Here is an 18,519-nt window from a genome sequence, read left to right as displayed (position 1 = left end):
TATTAAGGATCTACAGATTTTGTGCAACCTTTTTTTGAAGTTTTTTATAATTTTGTCACATTTATTTGCTTTAGCTTCAAAAACTGATTAAAAAGTGATCAAAAGACACAAAAAAGGCCATTATTCGTACAAATAATGGCCTTTTAGTTTAAAATATCTCTCTACTTCATTATGAATTAGTAGAAAGCTCTCGACGACGTTTTACTTCATAAACAATCGCCAACAAAATAGTGATAGAAATCATCACCAAACCAAGTGCATTTACCGCTGGTGTTAAACCTGTTCTCACTTTAGAAGCAATATAGACAGTCAACGTTGTGTCGTAACCCTTAACAAACAAGGTTGTATTATAGTTTTCAAATGACTGCAAAAACGCGATTGCAGCCGCCGAAAAAATGGCTGGCTTCAGATAAGGCAAGAGAATACGACGAAACGCTTGCCATTGAGTTGCTCCAAGACTTAAAGCTGCATTCTCTAAGGTTCTATCAAAGCGCTGCAGACGAGCAAGCACCATCAACATAACATAAGCACTAATAAAAGTCGTTTGAGCGACGACCGTTAGAAATACTCCACCACTTACCGATAGTCCCTTCCAAAAAATAAGCGTTGATATACCCACAATGACACCAGGCGTTAATAGAGGTGACATCATTAATGTATAGATAAACGTCTTCCCTCTACCTTGCACCGTGGACAAAAAAAGCGCACAACAAATACCAACGGGCACAGCAATGACTAAGACACCGGCAGCCACGATAATACTGGTCCATAACGCTGTCCACATGGCACCATCTTGCGCTAACGCTTCGAACCACTTTAAGGTAAACCCTCGCCATGGTGAAACCGTTGGAAAACGACTGTCATTAAAGGTCGCCAACCCCATGATAATAAGGGGTGTAAATAGATAGACAAAGAAGACACCAATGTAAAACCGGATACCCCAACGCAGAATTGTGTCAGATCTCATTTTGCGATGTCCCCCAAACCTACTTTAAAGATACGCATCACTAAGGCGATAAAGCCAATGCAGATAACCAGTAGTAGAAAGGCATAAGCGGCCCCCTGATTCCAATCCCCTCCCTCAAAGAACCAGTTATAGATAATTTGCGTAAACCAACGACTACCAGGAGAACCCAGTAACGCAGGCACAGCATAACTCCCTGCTGCTAACATGAAGGTCATAATGCAACCCGTTGCAATGCCTGGTTTTGCATGGGGTATGATCACTCGCCAGTGTGTTCGTATCCATCCGGCGCCCAAATTGCGAGCGGCCTTTACTTGATTACTGTCCAAACTTTCAATGGCATTATAAATAGGGAAAATCATAAAGAGGATATAGGCATAAACCATCCCGATAAGAACACCTCCGTCGCCCGATAAAAAGCGAATAGGACGATCAATCAGCCCTAACCCCAACAAAAGAGCATTCAAAGGCCCTTTGTAGGCCAAAATAATGTACCAAGAAAACGTACGTAGAATTTCATTAATCCAGAAAGGAATAATCAATAGCAGCAAACACAAGGCCGCTTTTTGAGGTGTTGCCACTTTTGCAAGATAAAAAGCAATGGGATAACTCACAAGAAGTGTTAGCGTTGTGACAAGTACACTAGACCAAATAGTCTTAAAAAAGATTTTCAGGTGTATTTGATTGTTAAATAAGGTTTCATAATTTGTCAGTGAATACGTATCCTTCGGTCCACCAATGTCAGCAGGCAATAAGTTAGGACGAAAAGAATAATCCACCATTAAAAGCTGCGGTAAAATAACTAGGCCAATCAACCAAATAGCAATCATCCCCGTGATACCAACCGCTAAACCGCTGCCAAATCGCGCTTTAAGCTGATTAAACATAACCCGCTCCTGCGATAACAATCGCGTCTTTTTCATGGTATGACAAACTGACTGGCGCACCTTTGTGCAATGCGTCCGAATATTGGTGCGTACCAAGTTGGATGGATAAAGTCTGATCCGCAGACGTATTGGCGTTTAGTGTCAGATAGGAACCTTCAAAATTGACTTCATTAATAGACGCCTGCAACGTATGCATACCGTCCTCAGCCGTTAACCGAAAATGCTCTGGGCGAACAAACAAGGTAGCTTCGTCGCCAATATTTGCGTGCCCCTGAGAGCGTCCAACCAACTTACCCAAGGGACCACAATCAAGCGTGATATACTCTGAACCGGCTTCTACTACTTTACCCCGTACGCCATTGTTTTCGCCAACAAACGACGCGACAAAAGCCGTATGAGGATCACGATATAAAGTAATAGGGTCGGCTACTTGTTGAATTCGCCCCGCTGACATAACCGCCACTCTATCTGACATCGTCAGCGCTTCGCCTTGATCGTGAGTGATATAAATAAAAGTGATGCCTGTTTTTCGTTGGATGGCTTTCAGCTCGGTGCGCATATGTTGACGAAGTTTTAAGTCCAATGCCGATAATGGCTCATCCAATAGCAAGACTTGTGGCTCAACCGCCAACGCACGAGCAATTGCAATTCGCTGCTTTTGACCACCGGACAATTCAGATACCCGCTTGGTACCACTGCCTTCTAAAGCCACCAGCTCAAGCAGTCTATCCGATGCTTTTTTGCGCTCACTTTTCGAAACACCGCGAACCTCTAAACCAAATTCTATATTTTCGGCCACTGTCATCAGAGGGAATAGTGCGAGGTTTTGAAAAATCATCGAGGTTGGGCGTTTATTCGCTGGCACGCCGCGCATACTCTTACCGCCAATTTTTATATCGCCCTGTGTTGGATCGATAAAGCCACTGATCATATTCAAAATCGTTGTTTTGCCACAACCTGACGGGCCTAAGAAACTAAAAAACTCACCGGATTGTATTTTTAAATCGGTTTTTTGTATGGCGGTAAAATCACCAAACTGCATGACGGTATTGTCTAAGTGAACACTGCTATCCATATTTTCTCTCGATCTATTTTTTTATACAAAAAAGCCCCTTGTGCCGAACAGCATAAGGGGCTTTGGTTATTATGCGGACAAGTAACGGTCTTGATATTCGTTGCGTAGCGCAACATACCAAGGTTCTTGAATAGGCCACCACCAAAGATTCGCTAAGTCTTCTTCAGTGTATGACTCTTGGAAGAATTTTTTTGTTTCCGGTGGTAATAAAGCATCGGCTCCCTTTGAAGTAGAGTTGTAACCTGTTGCTTTTACGAACATGGCACCGGCCTCTGGCGTGTAGTACCAGTTAATGAACTCGTAAACCGAATCCACATTATTCGCATTTTTAGGAATAACGAAACCTTCCATCCAAGCCAGCGCGCCTTCTTTTGGAGAACCATACGCAATCGGTTCACCTTCAGACTGCAATTTAAACGCTGTGCTGTCCCACGTTTGACCAATAATCGCGCCATTTGTACGAAAAGCACCCTGAGCTTCGTTTTCAGTTGACCAAAATTGCGCAATCGCACTCTTGTTTTCAGCAGCAACTTTGACAATAACATCAAAATTAGCACGCATGGCTTTTTCGCTTCGATACGATTCAAGCAAAGGATAAGGTAACTTACCTGCTTTTTCTAACCACAAACCAATACCCACCAGAGCTGAATGGCCACGCACCGTAACGCCACCCGCATTTTCAGGTGTCCACAAATCACCGTAGCTCAAATTCTTTGGATCAACTTTTGCATATTCTTTGTGGTAAGCAATCGCTTCTGTACCCCAATCAGAAGGCGCAAAATAGCGTTTACCGTTTACAACACCACCCACATCAGATCCAGCCAAAGCACTGTCTAAACAGCCATCCCAGTTGATTCTTTTTACATCCAGTGGCTGAACTAACTCGTAATCCACGTAACCGGGCACACGATCCACCGTTGGCATAATAATATCAAAGCCGGTGCCATCTGTAGCACGCAAAGAGTTCATTAACTCATCGTTTGTACCATAAGGCGTAAACGTCGCGTTGATACCCGTCTTAGCTTTAAAATCTGCCAGCATTTCATCGGTGATATAACCAGCCCACGCATAAATACGCAGCTCTTTATTCGCCGCAATGGCTCTATTAATGGAAAATGGGGTAGCAGCAACAGCACCTGCAACAGAGGCACCTTTAACAAATTGACGACGTGATAGGGTCATGCTCGAGCTCCTTTTGAGATTATGATTTTTGTATAAAACGACACATGGTTTTTTGAGGTTACCATTTTATTAAACGCTTGTTTAATATCTTTTAAGAATAGTACATAAAAATGACATAAAAATGACCAATACTGTTTTTGGTTAAGAAACGCTCAACAGATTAGAAATAGTGCATGAAATAAGGGATTCACAGCTCATATTGCGAATCACGTTATTAAGATGAGCTCGACTGTCCATCTGTCATATTTCCTTAACATCACCCACATAGAGTAGCGGACATTGTAATGTTTTGTGTATAGAAGGGGCTGAATTGAAAATCTCTAATGTAAATCGCACCACCACGGTCAGCTACTTCATTATTGCTGGTATGTTGATCGCCCTGTTACTATGGAGTCTAATGAAGTTCCGTGGTGCATTTGAACAAAGTGATACCTACACACAAGTGTGGTCTTATGCTTCCGTCGATCTAACACAGCAAATAGAAAAGTATTTATCAACGGGCGATGCATCTATTTTGCAACCCACACAAGAGTTCATAGATACCACCATTCGCCCTGCACTTAACACCCTACCGAGCGACATAAGCGAACCGATCAACGCACAACTACTCGAGATTGAAACCAGCCTACAATCCGACATTCGCGCTGCTGGTAAGCTGTCCGGCGACCCCTTTGCACTGATTGACAACAACGCACGCCAAATGCTGCTCTCACTGAACGATTTAGAACAAAAGGTACAGCGCTTTTTAGATGACAACAGCGCCCAAACCGCGGCCCCCTATCTATTAACTCAAGCCCGCCTGTTTTCAGGTCTTGCCAATATAAACACCGCAAAAGATGACTACTTGGCAAATAGCACACCGCAAAACCAGACATTGTTAAAGCAAGCGATAGAAACATTCCAGTCGCACCTAGTCGATTTAAATGCGCTCCCTATTCTCGTCTTAGAGGGTACTGGCAATACCAGTACCGCGGATGATTTGTCTTCTTTAATGGGCTGGTCAAACACAGAGAGCAGCGCCCAAGAAGATCCTTTGGAAGATGTCAAAATCGAACTGCACTCTTGGTCCAACCGATATCTAAAAGACGTAGAAATCAGCCTTAACAACATACAACAAGCCATTGCGGCACAAGCGAAAGTACGCACCTTAATTAGCCAACTCGAAACCACATTGAAACTAGGCACGCAAAGCATACAAGAAAGCGCGGAAGCCACTCAGCAACAGACACTACTGGCGTTTTCCGTCTTCGTTATACTCATGGTGTTCACAACGATTACTGTGCATGTCTTTCAAAATCGGGTCGTCGTTAAAAGCGCCAAGGATTTGTATTCTGCAGTGAGAGACCTAGTCGAACACCAAAGTATTAACACGTTAACAGTGAGTAAGAACAAAAACGAGCTGTCTGATGTCGCACATTACCTCAATCGTTATTTAGAACAAATCGCACAACAGCGCCAACAGAGAGACACAGAGCTCAACAACATATCGGTTTCTTTAAACGACATGTTGACCGCCTTTGGCCAGGTGCACGACCTGAGTATGGCGTCAAAACAAGAGCTCGACGGGACGCTAACCTTGTCGAATCAAGTTGAAACACTCGCAAGCAAAGCGGAAGTAAGAGCACAAGAAGTGGCCAGCTATGCCTCAGAGACCAATACCGCCATGACCCACAGTGTCGGTCAAGCTGCGTCTTTGGCGATTGCCAACCAAACGACTGTCGAGCGACTCACCAACAGCCAAAGCGCACTGATTAATCTAGAGTCGTCAGTGTCAAACGCTTCTTCGATTGTCAGCGGTATAAAAGACATTTCTGAGCAAACTAATCTATTGGCTTTGAACGCGGCGATTGAAGCCGCTCGGGCAGGAGAACATGGAAGAGGCTTTGCCGTTGTCGCCTCGGAGGTGCGTAGCTTATCCAATCGCACCCAACAATCTTTAGAAGAAATTACGGAGATTTTTTCACTACTCACAACCGCCACAGGCCAGTTGAAGAAAAACTTAGAACTGATCGAAAACGCCTCAACCGATCAGATAAGCCTGACACAAGCGCTTGGTCAATCTGCTCAGGATATTCTGGAAAAGTCGAAACAATCGACACACTTGGCGAAGAAAGCCACTGGCTATGCGGCGGAACAAAAATTGGGCATGAATAAGCTCAATGCCGCGGTTGTCAAAGTCCGTGAACAAGCCAACGAATCGGAAGCCTTCATGTTAGATGTAACAAAAAGCATCCAACAAAAAATCCAAGACATCACAACAACACTGGGCATCAAATAAAACAGACAATTTTGACAATAAAAAAATCCAGCCGAAGCTGGATTTTTTTATTGTCACTTACATCAAGACGCGTTAGAACAGTACGCGTGCTTTTACCGTGCCATCCACTTCTTTGACTTTTTCTAGCGCTAATTCACCTTCTTCGGCATCCACGTCCATTACCATATACCCCAACTTCTCTGTGGTACGAAGGTACTGGCCAGTGATGTTAATGTTATTCTCAGAGAAAATAGCGTTAATCTTAGACAAGACACCAGGACGGTTTTCATGAATGTGCAAAATACGATGATTGTCTGCTTGCGCAGGCAATGCCACTTCTGGGAAGTTAACCGCTGCCGTCGTCGTACCAACATCTGAGTATTTAATCAGCTTCTCAGCCACTTCAATACCAATGTTTTCTTGCGCTTCCATTGTGCTACCGCCGATATGAGGCGTTAGAATCACATTGTCTAAACCACGAAGTGGCGATACGAACTCTTCGTCGTTGCCTTTAGGCTCAACAGGGAATACGTCGACGGCTGCGCCACCTAAATTTCCAGACTTAATGGCTTCTGCCACGGCGTCAAGATCTGCAACCGTACCACGTGACGCGTTAATGAAGATGGAACCTTTCTTCATTTGAGAGACTTCTTTCGCACCTATCATCAATTTAGTTGAATTGGTTTCAGGCACATGCAAACTGATGATATCGCTGGTTGACAGCAACTCTTTTAGACTTTTAATTTGGCGCGCATTACCCAAGGGCAATTTGGTGACGATATCGTAAAAGCAGACTTCCATGCCTAACGACTCAGCCAATACGCTCAATTGAGTACCAATACTGCCGTAGCCGATAATGCCCAAGCGCTTGCCTCGAGTTTCGTACGAACCCACAGCAGATTTGATCCAACCACCACGATGGCAGGCCGCGTTTTTCGCTGGGATGCCTCGAAGCAATAAAATAAGTTGGCCAAGAACCAGCTCTGCCACACTGCGAGTATTCGAGTAAGGTGCATTAAATACGACAATGCCCTTGGCACTCGCCGCATCCAAGTCGACTTGGTTAGTACCGATACAAAAACAGCCTATAGCAACCAATTTATTGGCATGCTCTAGCACCTTTTCAGTTAATTGAGTGCGCGATCGAATGCCAATAAAATGCGCTTCTGAGATTTTCTCAATCAGCTCATCCTCTGCTAGCGCCGTTTTATGGTACTCAATGTTGGTATAACCTGCGTCATGCAAAGCATCCAATGCGGACTGATGAACGCCTTCTAATAACAAGATTTTAATTTTGTCTTTGTCTAGTGAGTTATTACTCATGGCTCGTTCGACTTCTCTATGGTGGTGGGGGAAAAAGTACGGCTATCTTAACACATAATAATGGTTAGCCTATCGCTGCGACAGGAATGTCATTCATTGAAAGAAGAACAACGCTCATTACTGTCTCAGCGCAGGATAAATATTCTGGCATCACGCGGTTAAGCGGACACTTTTCTTTGTAAGTACACGCCTGTTTCTACATGATGCGTGTAGGGAAATTGATCAAACATGGCATATCGAACGACTTCATGGGTGCTCGATAGGGCTTCTAAATTTGCTTTCAACGTTTCAGGATTACAAGAAATATAAAGGATAAAATCTATCTTACGAATCAATTCAACCGTCGCATCATCTAGACCCGATCGTGGTGGATCGACCAAAACTACAGAAGGAGTCAATTCGCTAACGCCAGCCTGAACCAAGCTCTTAGGCAACTCGACGTCGCCATTCAAGGCAGAAGACACATCTTCACTGGCCATTTTAACCACTTGAACATTATGCATGCCATTAATAGCAATATTTAGCTGCGCAGAATTAACGGACACTTTGGAAATTTCGGTTGCGACCACTCGATCAAAACGACGGGCAAGAGGAATAGAGAAATTACCATTACCACAATACATTTCTAGCAGATCGCCAGATGCATTTTTCGTTACATCTAACGCCCATTCCAACATTTTTTCACTTATGCCAGCATTAGGCTGAGTGAAGCTATTTTCAACTTGTTGATAATGAAACTTTTGGCCATTTACCGTTAGCGTCTCCATGACAAAGTCGCGAGTAATAATTTGCTTTTTCTTACGGCTACGACCAATAAAATGGCAAGCAGGAAAGGCATCGTTTAGCTCTTGTACAGCGGCATTCCATTCATCATCAATCGGTTTGTGATAAAGTAAGCTGATCAAGGCTTCACCGGTAGTCGTCGTTAAAAAATCCACCTGAAAGAGCTTGTAACGTAAAACAGGAATATCTCGAACCGCATCAAGCAGCTTTGGCATCAACTCGTTAATAAGACTCGATGCGGCTAGAAATTGATCGGTACGAATTGGCGTTCTAGGATCGGCAGAATCAAACATCGCATAATATAAATCATCACCATCATGCCAAATCCGGAATTCAGCTCGCATACGATAATGAGACGGCTGACTCGCAAACACTTCCATTGCAGGCAATGACAAAGACGCCATTAATTCGGCTAACTTAGCCTGCTTTTCTTGCAATTGCGTTTCGTACATTTCTGGTTGGATTTGATCCGGTCTCATGACATATTCTCTGTTGCGGCGATAGGAGGGATAAAAAATGATAGGCCAATATTATACGATTTTCAGGTCCACAAATCTAATAGCCCACATCGATTCCAATAAAATCGTACTCTTTGCATTATGTCTCTAATCGATTTATCAGTCTAAATAATCAGGACCAAGAAAAATAGCCAGCGCTAAGGTCAAAGAAAACTCGCTGTCGTAGTCGTTATCCGCCTCATGGGTAAATTGTGGCCGTACCTGCACAATGAGCCAATCACGATACACCTGACGTTCGTATTGCACGCTGTACAATACAGTTTCTGGCTCAAGATCGTTCTGGCCAGACTGCAGAAAGCTAAGCTGATAACTTAAACGGCTCTTTTCATTTAAAATATGCTGAAGAGAGACATTCTCGCGCGCATAAAAGCGATCTTCTTTGTCTAGCCAAGTGATGCTGGCATCGACACCATAACGCAGTGTCGCACTTTGTTGATAAACCAACCCGAGACCGTAGCTCACACCGACACCTCTGGAATAATACGCAAATGCCTCTTGCCTCTGCCACCAGCCCCACGTTTTGTCGTCCCCAGCTTGGTTAAAGCGAATACGTAAAAACGGATCCAGTGGGAAGTCTACGCGTATACCGGAGTCCACTTCTAAACCAATGTCCTCCTGCAAGTATTGCACCGCAGCAGATACGCTCGTGGCGAGCGCAGACGAAATAATGCTGCGATCTTGGGAAGATTCTCCTCTCAAGCTTTCAGGCGCCAGAGAGTCTTTTTCAGACTCAATGACTAAACGCAGGCGGTCTTGAGTATTTGGCAATCTAAGACGCGTCTTAAAATCAAAAAAGCCTGAGCTTTGTTCTTCGCCCAATACTGAACCAAAGCGAATTTGTAGGTGACTTTCAGGCTCATAACGACTTGGCGCACCAGATAAAAAGGTATCGATACTTGTCGACCATTCACCAATTGTTTCAGAAACCGTTTCGTGCGATGCGAGCCACCATGACTTTTGCTCCGGCTCACTGACGATATAGACCGATTCCGTTTCGTCAAGACTTGTCTCCGCCGCCAACACAGGTAAGCACCCACCGAGTACTAAGCACACTGCGGCGATAGGGCCCTTACCAAGCCACATAAACCTACAGGCCTTTCAGCATTTGCTGAATCATTAACGAAGAATTCTGCGCTGCGACCTTCAGGTATTCTTCAAAACTTTGCGGAGACTCTTTCCCTGCGATATCAGACAAAGAGCGAACCACCACAAAAGGGGTATTAAATTTAAAACACACTTGGGCCACAGCCGCCGCTTCCATCTCTACCGCCACCAGCTCAGGAAAAAGGGCACGTACCGCGTCAACCCGAACAGGATCATTCATAAAGCTGTCCCCTGTTCCAATCAATCCCACTTTAGCTTGCACTTGAGTGACGGCCTGCAATGCTTGTTTAGCTTGATCTACCAAGCCAACATCGGCCGCGTAGGTTGCTGGCATATTAGGCACTTGGCCCATCGCATAACCAAACGCCGTAACGTCCACGTCATGATGCACCACTTGATCGGAAATAACGACATCGCCCACGTTTAACTCGGCATCAAAGCCCCCTGCAGAACCAATATTGATCACATACTCCGGCCGGTATTGAGACAATAATAACGTCGTCGAAACCGCCGCATTAACTTTGCCTATGCCTGATTTCAACAGCACAACGTCTTTGCCTTCAAACTGTCCGATGAAAAACTCGCAACCTGCCACAGTGTCTTCACGCACGCCCGTCATCCATGATTTAATCACGGCGACTTCTTCGTCCATGGCTCCAATTAGTCCGATAACGCTCATTTATTACTCCCCATCTTTGTCGTTTGCTACAGTTTGTTGCACTATTGTTTGTTGCATTACGTTTTGCGTAAATGCCTGTATTTGATCGCCTGAGTAAGGCCATGACATCTCAAAAAGCGTCACATTATCCGGCATTTCAGACCACCTTTGTAGCGAAAAAAAGCGCACCTTTGGAAAAGCCGATTGGATGGTACGCAACAATTCAGCTGGTTGAGGCTCTAACAACACGACCGTCGTCTCCGTATGATAAGACAAAGTCACATGATAATGAGACAAGTCAGTCAGCCATTGCGTAGTCACATTCGACCGCTCCAGCTCATTATACCAAACCGCTTTCACTACTCGGCTGCCGCCTATCATCAGCCAAAACTGCCCCTGGGTATTTAATTGTGATGTCACCATGCTTTCTAATGCACAAGAGCGCTCTAGCACTTGGTACAAGCTATAATCAAACACACACCCCTGCAACGCAAAAACATCTGGGTCTGTGTCGACCAATAACGCACTATTTAGCCACACTATCGGTAAATCATCGCGATGGTATTTCAACTTCAGCGCCCGAGTCATATCAGACTGCGCCTTAACGTCTTGATCACAACCAATCATCACGGTATCAAATTGTGATATCGCACCGGACTGAGTGAAGAAACCATCGTTTGACGCGTACACTATTACCTGCACACCCAAACGAGCCAGTGACTCGGTCACCACGTCCGCTCGGTAATAATCATTCACCAGCCAAGCAACGACCTTATTGGCCAAAGACACCACCGGCATAGCGGCGTGCTCTTCTAAATGAAAATTGAGTTTCAGCGTATGATTTTGTAGCGTTTTAAGCTGACCATTCAGCGGCGCTATTAACATCCTAATGATCCAATGAAATAGCGGCCTTACCGCGCTATCGCTAATTGCCGTTAGCTCCCACTCTGAGCCGTCAAATGCAACCGTTAAACGACGCTCCGCCATATCGTTCGACATCACCGACATCAGCAGAATACGAATTAAATTTCTCGTATTCCGGTCAACCGCAACCACTTTAACGCTCGACTCGACATTACAATCCAGCAATGCTCGGCTCGATTCGATTCCCATTGCCGACATCACACGTGAACTTTCTTGACGAATAACTTCCCCCATAGGCACGTAAGACACAGCATTGTCGTCACAACTGATGTCGTGAAGAACTTCTGTTAACAAAAGCAGCCAGCCCTGTAACGCCCTCGCATCAGTCAGGCCGGGCAGTACGGAAAGATAGCTAAGCTCGCTCAAAAGCGCATCTGTATCCACTTTTTTCTCTATCGCGGACGATAATGGAGTCAGCTGAGCCAACTGCCAGGTCAAACTCGTTTCTCGCGTAATATTGCGACCAACAAACAAGACGCTTCGATAGCCACTCTCGTTTTCGAAAGGGCACGCTTTCCATTGATAAATCAACCCCACATTACTGATGGTTAAATCAAATGTGACACCCACACCGCCCCTCAATGCCTCTTGGATTGATTGATGACAAAGAATGGGCATGAAATCAAACAGGGTTCTAGATCGACTAGCCTCAGGAAAAAGCGTGCTAGCTTCGGTATTGATCAATTCAATCTCTGCAACTTCATTACAAAACAATACCGCACACTCTATTGATTCTGTCAGTAACGAAAAGCGTCGCTCTTTTGCCTCTATCGAGGATTTATATTGACGGCTTTGGCGTTGAATCGAACTCAGCTCACTAAAAGGCAATAATGCCTCACTCTCGCCACACATCACTTTTTCGATAGGTGCAAACACTGAAACTTTAACAAGACGCATCAACACAAGATAACCGCCACTTATAATGAAAAACACCACCGCCAACAAAGGCAAAGAACTCATCACGACCGCAGAAGTAAAGCCATGCTTCTGTATGATTGCCAACTGCAAGTCAGCATACACAGCCGATATCAACGGCAAGCGGGAACGCAAAACAGAAGTAGATAAATCAACATCAACGCGGCTTTCCTGCAAAAGAATATGGTTGCTGTTAAGATCAACGATCTGTACCGAACTCAAGCTAGCGCTTTCAAGTAGCTCATTCGCGAGCGTTAAATTGTCATTCAAAGAAATAAAACCGTACAAAAAGCCGACTATTTCACGTTCTGACGAGATAAGTGGCTGCTTGCGCATCAATAAGGTCGCCTCATCTTGGGTCAGCACAGGGACCCAGCGATTGATTAGCCCCCTTTTCAATAGTGGGGGGAAATCTACTTTAGTGAATAGCCTCGCTCTTGGATCCATGGACTGCTTGGCGTTTAACCAATCAATATAGAAAAAATCAAGACCGCCACGAAACAATACATCGTGGTGACTAAACAACATATCCAGCTCACGGTCAGGCTCATAGTCTGCATAAGACAAATTCTGACCAATAAATCGCATTTCACCTTCTGCTCGTACGAGGTAACTGCTGAGCGCTTGCTCAACCATGCGATGCTTTAGCACCAAGCTTTTCTCTACAGAAGACTGATTTAATACCTCCAATAGAAACATCAGGCACAAGCCAATGAGCAAAAACACCGTCGCTAATACAAATACGGTACGGCGCTTAAAAAGCCGATACAAACTCAACTCTACTTGCGCCATAATTCCACCGAATAATGATAGGCCTGCTGAATCATCAAGCGAATGCTTTCTGCGTCTAAACCTGCTGGCATCAAGACAGATCTCTCACTGTACAACGAAGGCATACTCTTGCCTTCAATATCAAGCTTAATGGCTTCTGCCACAGCAATTGAAAGATCGTCTTTCATAAAAAGCACACTGGCTTTTATCCTTTTGTCTCCTAAATGAGTGATGCCGTCCGTTGGCAACCCCCAGGTATTGGTTTGTCCGAGCGGCTGACTTTTATCCTGCTGCGATTTTTCTTGTAAAGCCAACAGCACTCCATCTGACATAGTTTGCGTGCAGGTAAAAATAAAATCACTGGGTGATTCTTCTAATAGTGTTTGCGCGGCTAAAAATGCTTGCTGCTTGTCATCAGGCAAGACAAAAATACGACGAATAGAACGCCCAAACTTTACCATCTCATCCAGAAATACATGACATCGAACATGACTCAAATAGCCAGAAGGCAATACGAGCGCTGAAATACTCGCCTCAGCAGGTAACTGCCTATCCAAGTAGCTTGCCAACATGGTGGTGGCTTTCTGTTGATCAAAACCCACATACATCAAAGGAGAGTGATTCATCCAAGATTTAAAGGGAGAGGCAAAGTCATACAGAATGACCTTCGACCGTGCAGAGCGTAAAAAGCGCTCCAAGAAACGACGCTGAACAAAACCCAGCTTAGTCATCACAATGTAATCTGGTTGAGACTCTGCGACCTTGTAATAGGCTGACAAATCCACTTCGGATAAGGCGTCCACTGCATATACATCCAACCGATAATCTATCCCTAGCTCCCGCATTCGCTTACGAAATGTCAACAAGAGAGATTGATTATCAAGCGACTGCACATCACCAAACAACATCAATGCAATTCGAACGGGGCGATTTTGGGTGATGTTAATAGGATTAGGAAGAGAACTGACCAAAGCTGTGAACTGCTCTGACAAGGGGCCTTGATTAGGAATTCGCTGGGCGTACTCTCTATCATCCATTAAATGCAAAGTCATGCTTGATGCTGAAGCAAAACACACAGAGCACCCAAGCACTGTCCATATTATGAAGGCACGCAGTCTAAACATTGCTGAATCCGATACATGATGTTGAGACTATTCTAACCAACTTAACGGACTATATGACATATAAAATCGTGATGCATCGACACAGACACAAATTTTGGACGAAAAAAAAGCTGACATAAAGTCAGCTTTTTTAAATTTGGTGCGGAAGGAGAGACTCGAACTCTCACGCCGTGAAGCACTGGAACCTAAATCCAGCGTGTCTACCAATTCCACCACTCCCGCAAGGAATGGCGAGCATTATAGGTAATTGAATTCTCTGGTCAATAGATTTTTCGCTTTTTTATCAAAAAAACCCAAAAATATTTTCCTTACTCTAATCGCCCACCATAAATAGCGCTGTTTAGAAAACACGACCGCCTGAATACTCACCGTGCTCGTAACGCACGGCCATCTCTTCCAGATCCATAGTGTGAATACGAGAAGCCTGACCCGCTGAACCAAACGCTTCATAACGGTCAATACACACCGCTTTCATCGCCTTGATGCTTTCCGTTAAATATTTACGTGGGTCAAAGTTGCCCTTGTGTTCCGCCAAGCTGCGACGAATCGCGCCTGTTGCTGCTAAACGTAAATCCGTATCAATATTGACTTTACGAACGCCATAACGGATCGCCTTGACGATTTCGTCGATAGGCACACCGTAGGTTTCAGGAATGTCACCGCCAAACTCATTGATAATAGACAGCCAATCTTGTGGCACAGAGGACGAACCATGCAACACAATGTGAGTGTTTGGTAGCAACTCAACAATTTTAGCAATACGTTCAATATCTAAAATGTCGCCCGTTGGTGGACGCGTAAATTTATATGCACCATGGCTTGTGCCAATTGCTACAGCCAAGGCGTCGATGCCTGTCGCATTCACAAAATCAACCGCTTCTTGTGGGTCCGTAAGCATCTGAGCATGAGACAATATACCTTCAGCACCCACGCCATCTTCTTCGCCCGCTTGGCCCGTTTCTAACGACCCTAGCACACCCAGTTCACCTTCAACAGATACGCCACATGCGTGTGCGAACTCAACGGTACGACGGGTCACATCAACGTTGTAGTCATAACTAGCCGGTGTTTTGCCGTCCGCCATCAAAGAACCGTCCATCATCACCGATGAGAAGCCTAACTGAATAGAGCGCTGGCAAATGGCCGGAGACGTACCATGATCCTGATGCATTACAACAGGGATATGCGGATAATCTTCAATCGCAGCCGCGATCAAATGACGCAGGAAGTGTGAACCCGCGTATTTACGCGCACCCGCAGAGGCTTGCATAATAACAGGGGAGTTCACTTCATTCGCAGCTTCCATAATGGCTTTCACTTGCTCCATGTTATTCACATTGAAGGCAGGCAAACCATAACTGTGTTCCGCGGCATGATCGAGCAGTTGACGCATACTAATTAACGGCATAAAAGATTTCCTCTGACAATTTGTCTTGTTTTATCACTGACCGAGTTATGGTGTTTAACTCACTGTTTTTTTAATCATGACGTGGCTTATCACAAGTCATGTGGCTTACGCCTTATCGTTATTGTCATACTCGACTGACACCGAGTAGATTACTCTCTAGTTTCTCTGAATCTATGTTCGTGAACACCGTTTTCCACTTAACAGATGTTTAGCCTCTAACGGAGTTCACAAACTGGCTTTTCGCCTTTTTATTACATATAAAATGCTTTAGAACGATCTTTGTCATTCTTTGACACTAATTCTGCGCGCGTGACTCTAACATCGCAACCGCTGGTAGCACTTTTCCTTCAACAAATTCCAAGAACGCACCACCACCCGTCGAAATATAAGAGACTTGATCCGCAATATCATACTTATCAACCGCGGCTAACGTGTCGCCACCACCGGCAATAGAAAAGCCTTCACTGTTCGCAATCGCCATCGCAAGCGCCTTGGTGCCGCCACCGAACTGATCAAACTCAAAAACGCCCACTGGACCATTCCAGATAATCGTTTGAGATTTTTCAAGTAAAGCCGCAAACGCAGCGGCGGCTTTTGGCCCAATGTCCAAAATCATGTCGTCAGGACCCACATCTGCGGCATTTTTCACAGTGGCAACGGCATCTGGCGCGAACACGGTAGCAACAACGACGTCTTCAGGCAGAGGTATACTGGTTTTCGCCATCAAGGCTTTTGCCTGAGGAATCAAATCTTCTTCGTACAAAGACTTGCCCACTGGAAAGCCAGCGGCTGCCAAGAAAGTATTCGCGATACCACCACCAACAATCAATTGATCCACTTTATCAGACAATGATTCCAATACTGTTAGCTTAGTCGATACTTTTGAACCACCCACAATGGCCGCCATTGGACGAGCCGGTTTCGCTAACGCTTTTTCCAATGCGTCAAGCTCAGCGGACAACAATGGTCCAGCACAGGCGATAGGAGCAAATTTCGCTACACCGTGAGTCGAAGCTTGGGCACGATGCGCCGTTCCAAACGCATCCATCACGAACACATCACACAAGGCCGCCATTTTCTTAGACAAGGCTTCGTCGTCTTTTTTCTCGCCAAGGTTAAAACGTACGTTTTCCACCAAAACAAGCTGACCAGATTCAACCTCAACACCATCCAACCAATCTTTTGCTAACGGTACGTCTTGTCCTAGCAAACCAGCAAGGTGCGTCGCAACCGGTTGAAGCGAGTACTCTTCCTCGTAGTGCCCTTCTGTTGGACGTCCAAGGTGAGACATAACCATGACTTTCGCGCCAGCGGCTAATGCCAACTGAATGGTTGGCAAGGCAGCACGAATACGCGCATCACTGGTTACTTTGCCGTCTTTTACTGGCACGTTTAGATCTTCACGAATCAATACACGTTTATTCGCTAGATCCACATCTTTCATATTAATTACAGTCATGTACGATGTCCTCGTCATTTAACGTTTCGGTGAATCAATCCAATTATGCTTGTTTGATCACACCAGCCCAATACTTAGCCACATCCAACATACGGTTAGCGTAGCCCCATTCATTATCAAACCAACACAATAACTTCACCATTCGCTGATCAATTACTTGGGTTTGCGTACTATCAATAATTACTGAGCGCGGGTCATGATTAAAATCCACCGACGCATGCGCTTCTTTGGTAAAGCCCATTAACCCTGCGTATTTTGAATGTGCAGCTTGCTCTAATTGCGCATTGATTTGCTCGGCGGTAACGTCTCGTTCTGTGCGCAACACTAAATCAATAACCGAGACATTCAAGGTCGGCACACGTACCGCATTACAGCCCATTTTACCTTCCAGTTCTGGCATCATTCGTGTAATGCCTCTTGCCAATCCTGTGTCAACAGGAATGATCGAACTCAGAGCAGCGCGCGTCAAACGCAAGTCTTTCGTGTGATAGCCGTCAATCACTGGCTGATCATTCATCGCCGAGTGAATTGTCTGTGTCATACCATGCACAACACCGGAAAATTGCTTCACAATGTCCAGCACGGGAATCAAACAATTCGTCGTACAGGATGCCGCCGAGACAATATTGTGATCGGCTTGAATATCATGGTGATTAAAACCATACACAATCGTCGCATCAACATCCGCCGCCGCAGGTTGAGAAAGCAATAATCGTGGCACACCTGCGTTTAAGTAGGCTTGCGCGCCCTCTCGACCAGAAAAGCTACCGGAACACTCAAGTACCATGTCTAGGTTAAGAGATGACCAATCAAGCTCGTCGGGTGTCGCACAAGAAAAACACAGAATAGCATCATCGCCGATAAGCAATGCATTGCCTTGAGTGGAAACGGGTTGAGGAAAGCGGCCATGAGTCGTGTCATAGCGCGTGAGGTAACTGATTGTCTCAATATCAGACAATTCATTAATAGCAACCACTTGGATGTGATCACGGTAGTCGTTTTCATACAGCGCTCGTAATACCGAACGACCAATACGACCATAACCATTAATAGCGACTCGCAACATATTCCTACTACTTCATCGCAAAAGAGTGATCGAAAACTCGTCACCCTTTGCCTTAATAAAAGGAAAAAGAGGCGTACACGCATACACCTCTTTTCTTATCA

General features: G+C 45.0%; 14 protein-coding genes and 1 tRNA gene. 1 reads left to right on the top strand and 14 read right to left on the bottom strand.

Going from position 1 to position 18,519, the window contains the following annotated elements; all coding sequences use genetic code 11:
* Positions 1 to 169: 169 nt before the first annotated feature.
* From EBI00_RS07970 to EBI00_RS07955, 4 genes are all read right to left on the bottom strand, one after another.
* Complete coding sequence (locus tag EBI00_RS07970) at positions 170 to 967, bottom strand: ABC transporter permease (protein WP_123095380.1); 798 nt, start codon at positions 965 to 967, stop codon at positions 170 to 172.
* The gene (locus tag EBI00_RS07965; protein WP_123095379.1) at positions 964 to 1,851 is read right to left on the bottom strand and encodes an ABC transporter permease; all 888 of its coding nucleotides are present in this window, start codon (positions 1,849 to 1,851) and stop codon (positions 964 to 966) included. Before EBI00_RS07965 ends, EBI00_RS07970 begins: the two co-directional genes overlap by 4 nt.
* Positions 1,844 to 2,926 carry an ABC transporter ATP-binding protein gene (locus EBI00_RS07960; RefSeq protein ID WP_123095378.1) on the bottom strand — a complete coding sequence of 361 codons (1,083 nt, stop codon included), beginning with the start codon at positions 2,924 to 2,926 and terminating at the stop codon, positions 1,844 to 1,846. The genes EBI00_RS07965 and EBI00_RS07960 overlap by 8 nt, the downstream gene beginning before the upstream one ends.
* A gap of 69 nt (positions 2,927 to 2,995) precedes the next feature.
* Positions 2,996 to 4,108 (bottom strand): extracellular solute-binding protein, encoded by a 1,113-nt coding sequence (locus EBI00_RS07955; protein ID WP_123095377.1) that lies wholly within the window; start codon positions 4,106 to 4,108, stop codon positions 2,996 to 2,998.
* Positions 4,109 to 4,418: 310 nt separating this feature from the next.
* On the opposite strand from EBI00_RS07955, the gene EBI00_RS07950 reads away from it, so the two are divergent.
* Complete coding sequence (locus EBI00_RS07950) at positions 4,419 to 6,386, top strand: methyl-accepting chemotaxis protein (protein ID WP_241556981.1); 1,968 nt, start codon at positions 4,419 to 4,421, stop codon at positions 6,384 to 6,386.
* 72 nt (positions 6,387 to 6,458) lie between these two features.
* Here EBI00_RS07950 and serA read toward each other — a convergent pair whose 3' ends face one another.
* The 10 genes from serA to EBI00_RS07900 all read right to left on the bottom strand — a co-directional run bounded on the left by serA (position 6,459) and on the right by EBI00_RS07900 (position 18,418).
* Positions 6,459 to 7,688: a phosphoglycerate dehydrogenase gene (gene serA, locus EBI00_RS07945; RefSeq protein WP_123095376.1), complete on the bottom strand. Its 1,230-nt coding sequence runs from the start codon at positions 7,686 to 7,688 to the stop codon at positions 6,459 to 6,461.
* Positions 7,689 to 7,846: 158 nt separating this feature from the next.
* Positions 7,847 to 8,950 (bottom strand): tRNA (uridine(54)-C5)-methyltransferase TrmA, encoded by a 1,104-nt coding sequence (gene trmA, locus EBI00_RS07940; protein ID WP_123095375.1) that lies wholly within the window; start codon positions 8,948 to 8,950, stop codon positions 7,847 to 7,849.
* Between the two features lie 138 nt (positions 8,951 to 9,088).
* Complete coding sequence (locus tag EBI00_RS07935; RefSeq protein ID WP_123095374.1) at positions 9,089 to 10,072, bottom strand: hypothetical protein; 984 nt, start codon at positions 10,070 to 10,072, stop codon at positions 9,089 to 9,091.
* Positions 10,073 to 10,076: 4 nt separating this feature from the next.
* Positions 10,077 to 10,772, bottom strand: coding sequence for a 5'-methylthioadenosine/S-adenosylhomocysteine nucleosidase (gene mtnN / locus EBI00_RS07930; RefSeq protein WP_123095373.1), 696 nt, complete (start codon positions 10,770 to 10,772; stop codon positions 10,077 to 10,079).
* A gap of 3 nt (positions 10,773 to 10,775) precedes the next feature.
* The gene (locus EBI00_RS07925) at positions 10,776 to 13,382 is read right to left on the bottom strand and encodes a LuxQ periplasmic sensor domain-containing protein (protein ID WP_123095372.1); all 2,607 of its coding nucleotides are present in this window, start codon (positions 13,380 to 13,382) and stop codon (positions 10,776 to 10,778) included.
* The gene (locus EBI00_RS07920; RefSeq protein WP_123095371.1) at positions 13,370 to 14,485 is read right to left on the bottom strand and encodes a substrate-binding domain-containing protein; all 1,116 of its coding nucleotides are present in this window, start codon (positions 14,483 to 14,485) and stop codon (positions 13,370 to 13,372) included. Before EBI00_RS07920 ends, EBI00_RS07925 begins: the two co-directional genes overlap by 13 nt.
* A gap of 137 nt (positions 14,486 to 14,622) precedes the next feature.
* Positions 14,623 to 14,707: transfer RNA gene (locus tag EBI00_RS07915), tRNA-Leu, on the bottom strand.
* Between the two features lie 118 nt (positions 14,708 to 14,825).
* Complete coding sequence (gene fba, locus EBI00_RS07910) at positions 14,826 to 15,893, bottom strand: class II fructose-bisphosphate aldolase (RefSeq protein WP_123095370.1); 1,068 nt, start codon at positions 15,891 to 15,893, stop codon at positions 14,826 to 14,828.
* A 295-nt stretch (positions 15,894 to 16,188) separates the two neighbouring features.
* Positions 16,189 to 17,352, bottom strand: a complete 1,164-nt coding sequence (locus EBI00_RS07905) for a phosphoglycerate kinase (RefSeq protein WP_123095369.1) — start codon at positions 17,350 to 17,352, stop codon at positions 16,189 to 16,191.
* A gap of 43 nt (positions 17,353 to 17,395) precedes the next feature.
* Positions 17,396 to 18,418 (bottom strand): type I glyceraldehyde-3-phosphate dehydrogenase, encoded by a 1,023-nt coding sequence (locus EBI00_RS07900; protein WP_123095368.1) that lies wholly within the window; start codon positions 18,416 to 18,418, stop codon positions 17,396 to 17,398.
* Positions 18,419 to 18,519: the final 101 nt, after the last annotated feature.

Source organism: Marinomonas hwangdonensis (assembly GCF_003721245.1).
Classification (GTDB): domain Bacteria; phylum Pseudomonadota; class Gammaproteobacteria; order Pseudomonadales; family Marinomonadaceae; genus Marinomonas; species Marinomonas hwangdonensis.
The sequence above is the reverse complement of the archived record's forward strand: the minus strand, read 5'-3'. Positions and strand labels throughout refer to the sequence as shown.

Coding starts and splice junctions, on each gene's coding strand:
- EBI00_RS07960 (WP_123095378.1), bottom strand. CDS start 2,926: ATGGATAGCAGTGTTCACTTAGACAATACCGTCATGCAGTTTGGTGAT.
- fba (WP_123095370.1), bottom strand. CDS start 15,893: ATGCCGTTAATTAGTATGCGTCAACTGCTCGATCATGCCGCGGAACAC.
- EBI00_RS07900 (WP_123095368.1), bottom strand. CDS start 18,418: ATGTTGCGAGTCGCTATTAATGGTTATGGTCGTATTGGTCGTTCGGTA.
- EBI00_RS07925 (WP_123095372.1), bottom strand. CDS start 13,382: ATGGCGCAAGTAGAGTTGAGTTTGTATCGGCTTTTTAAGCGCCGTACC.
- EBI00_RS07935 (WP_123095374.1), bottom strand. CDS start 10,072: ATGTGGCTTGGTAAGGGCCCTATCGCCGCAGTGTGCTTAGTACTCGGT.
- trmA (WP_123095375.1), bottom strand. CDS start 8,950: ATGAGACCGGATCAAATCCAACCAGAAATGTACGAAACGCAATTGCAA.
- EBI00_RS07920 (WP_123095371.1), bottom strand. CDS start 14,485: ATGTTTAGACTGCGTGCCTTCATAATATGGACAGTGCTTGGGTGCTCT.
- EBI00_RS07955 (WP_123095377.1), bottom strand. CDS start 4,108: ATGACCCTATCACGTCGTCAATTTGTTAAAGGTGCCTCTGTTGCAGGT.
- EBI00_RS07965 (WP_123095379.1), bottom strand. CDS start 1,851: ATGTTTAATCAGCTTAAAGCGCGATTTGGCAGCGGTTTAGCGGTTGGT.
- serA (WP_123095376.1), bottom strand. CDS start 7,688: ATGAGTAATAACTCACTAGACAAAGACAAAATTAAAATCTTGTTATTA.
- EBI00_RS07970 (WP_123095380.1), bottom strand. CDS start 967: ATGAGATCTGACACAATTCTGCGTTGGGGTATCCGGTTTTACATTGGT.
- EBI00_RS07905 (WP_123095369.1), bottom strand. CDS start 17,352: ATGACTGTAATTAATATGAAAGATGTGGATCTAGCGAATAAACGTGTA.
- mtnN (WP_123095373.1), bottom strand. CDS start 10,772: ATGAGCGTTATCGGACTAATTGGAGCCATGGACGAAGAAGTCGCCGTG.